The following is a 2,431-nucleotide window of genomic DNA, read 5'->3' on the forward strand; positions in this document are numbered from 1 at the left end:
TGTGAACCGGCATGCAAAAATGACCCACCTTTAGGCCAAATCGGCGTCCAAAATTGACCCACCCCAGCATCCTTCTCCATACTCTCCGGACCTGACCAGAGAGGGAGAGCCCAAAGGAGATGCTGAACGTGGAAACCATCCGTAAAGTCCGTAAAGCCCATTTCGTCGACGGCAAGGGGATTCGCCAGATAGTCCGCGAGTTCCATATCGCCAGGAACACCGTGCGGGAGATCCTCCGAAGCGGCAAGACCGACCAGAAGTACGAGCGCAGCAATCGACCGCGTCCCAAGATCGGGCTGTTTGCCGAGCGGTTGTCGGGGATGCTGCAGGAAGACAGCGCCAAACCGGTCCGGCACCGCCGCAGCGCCCAGATCCTTTTTGAGCAGTTGCAGCGGGAAGGATACGAGGGCGGCTACGACGCCGTCAGGCGCTATGTGGGTGCCTGGAAAAGGTCGACGGATGCCGTGGCTCCCAAAGCCTTCATACCGCTCGAATATGATCCCGGTGACGCCTTTCAGTTCGACTGGAGCTATGAGAAGGTAGAACTGGGCGGGGTCCCGATGGAGGTAAAGATTGCGCAGTTCCGCTTGTGCCACAGCCGCAAGCCCTACTGCGTCGCCTATACCCGTGAAAGCCTGGAAATGGTGCTGGATGCCCATGTCCGCGCCTTTGAGTACTACGGCGGCCTCTGCAAACGTGGCATCTACGACAACCTCAAGACGGTCGTTAGCAAGGTGCTGATGGGTAAAGACCGCGTCTTCAACCGGCGCTTCCAGAACCTCGCCTCGTATTACCTGTTCGAGCCGGTCGCCTGCACTCCCGCTGCGGGCTGGGAGAAGGGGCAGGTCGAGAACCAGGTCGGCATGGTACGGAACCGATTCTTCGCTCAGCGCAGGCGCTTTGCCGACCTTAACGAGTTGAACGAATGGCTGGAAAGCCAATGCCGCAATCATGCGGCGACGGCGCGGCATCCGGAGCGCAAGGACAGGATCATCGATGAGGTCTTCGCCGAGGAGAAGAACCACCTGCTGACGCTGCCGGCATCGCCTTTCGACGGCTATCAGGAGAGCGTAGCCCGTGTCACATCCCAGCTTCTGATCGGTTTCGACCGCAATCGCTACAGCGTCAACGCCGTCGCAGTGGGCAAGACCGTCGTGGTACGGGCCTATGCCGATCGGATCATCGTGGTGCTCAACGAGCGGGTCGTAGCCATGCACCGGCGCCACCTTGGCCGCGACAAGGTCATCTACGACCCGTGGCACTACCTCGCGGTACTGGAGCAGAAACCAGGCGCTCTGCGTAACGGCGCTCCCTTCAAACGCTGGGACTTACCGGCATCGATTCAGGATGTCAGGGCGAGACTTGAAGGTCGCTCAGACGGCGAGCGTCAGTTTGTATCCATCTTGAGCGTCGTCCGCCGTTACAGCCTGGATGCCGTCGCAGATGCCTGCTCTCAGGCGCTCTCCGACAAAACGATAAGCGCCGATGTGATCCTCGCCATTCTGTCACGCAAACACGACGAGCCCCAACCGGACCCAGTGTCGAAAACGGCGAACTTGCCGCAGCTAACCCTATTCCCCATCGTGGACTGCCATCGCTATGACCTCCTTCTCTCAGGAGGTGCCCGTGGGACTGCGTGAGCGAATCATGGAGGCGTTGGCAACGCTCGGCCTGTACGGCATGAAGGCAACGTTTGACGAGATCATGGCCTCAGGGATCAAGACCCGGGCGACGCCGGAGAAGATCCTCTGCGACCTCTTGGAAGCGGAGGTGGCGGAGCGAAAAACCAGAAGTATCCGCTACCGCATGGGTCTGGCGAAGTTCCCTGTCGACAAGGACTTGGACCGGTTTGAGTTCTCGGACTCACCCGTGAACGAGATGCAGGTGAAACGCCTCTACGAAGGAAGCTATATCGCCGACCACACCAACATCATCATGGTCGGCGGGACCGGCTCGGGCAAGACCCATCTGGCGATAGCGATCGCCAGGCAGAGCATCCGCAATGACAAGAAGGCTCGGTTCTTCAACGTGCTGGACCTAGTTAACCAGCTTGAGCAGGAGAAGCTGGATGGCCGCGGCGGCAAGCTGGCTGAGCAACTCGCCCGGCACGACGTGGTTATCCTCGACGAACTCGGTTACCTGCCGTTCTCGAAGAACGGTGGCCAATTGCTTTTCCACCTGATCTCGAAGCTCTACGAGCGGACATCTCTGATCATCACCACTAACCTCACGTTCGGCGAATGGCCGCAGGTATTTGGGGATGGCAAGATGACCACGGCACTGCTGGACAGGGTCACTCACCACTGCGAGATCATCGAAACCGGGAACGATAGCTGGAGGATCAAGACCAGAATCAAGAACTGAAAACTGCTACCTGGGGTGGGTCAATTTTGGACGCCGATGGTGGGTCAATTTTCAAAGCCGATTGACA

The 2,431-nt window shown here is 58.9% G+C and carries 2 protein-coding genes; both read left to right on the forward strand.

The genetic code is table 11. The annotated features are described in order from the left end of the window. The first annotated feature begins 119 nt into the window (after positions 1–119). Complete coding sequence (gene istA / locus KOM00_RS20405) at positions 120–1,640, forward strand: IS21 family transposase (RefSeq protein ID WP_216500859.1); 1,521 nt, start codon at positions 120–122, stop codon at positions 1,638–1,640. Further along, positions 1,627–2,364 carry an IS21-like element helper ATPase IstB gene (gene istB, locus KOM00_RS20410; RefSeq protein WP_216500860.1) on the forward strand — a complete coding sequence of 246 codons (738 nt, stop codon included), beginning with the start codon at positions 1,627–1,629 and terminating at the stop codon, positions 2,362–2,364. Before istA ends, istB begins: the two co-directional genes overlap by 14 nt. The last annotated feature ends 67 nt before the right edge of the window (positions 2,365–2,431 follow it).

It is taken from the genome of Geomonas diazotrophica, assembly GCF_018919385.1.
Classification (GTDB): domain Bacteria; phylum Desulfobacterota; class Desulfuromonadia; order Geobacterales; family Geobacteraceae; genus Geomonas; species Geomonas diazotrophica.

Bases quoted from the DNA above. Each gene is read 5' to 3' on its own strand.
- istA (WP_216500859.1), top strand. From the start codon at position 120: ATGCTGAACGTGGAAACCATCCGTAAAGTCCGTAAAGCCCATTTCGTC.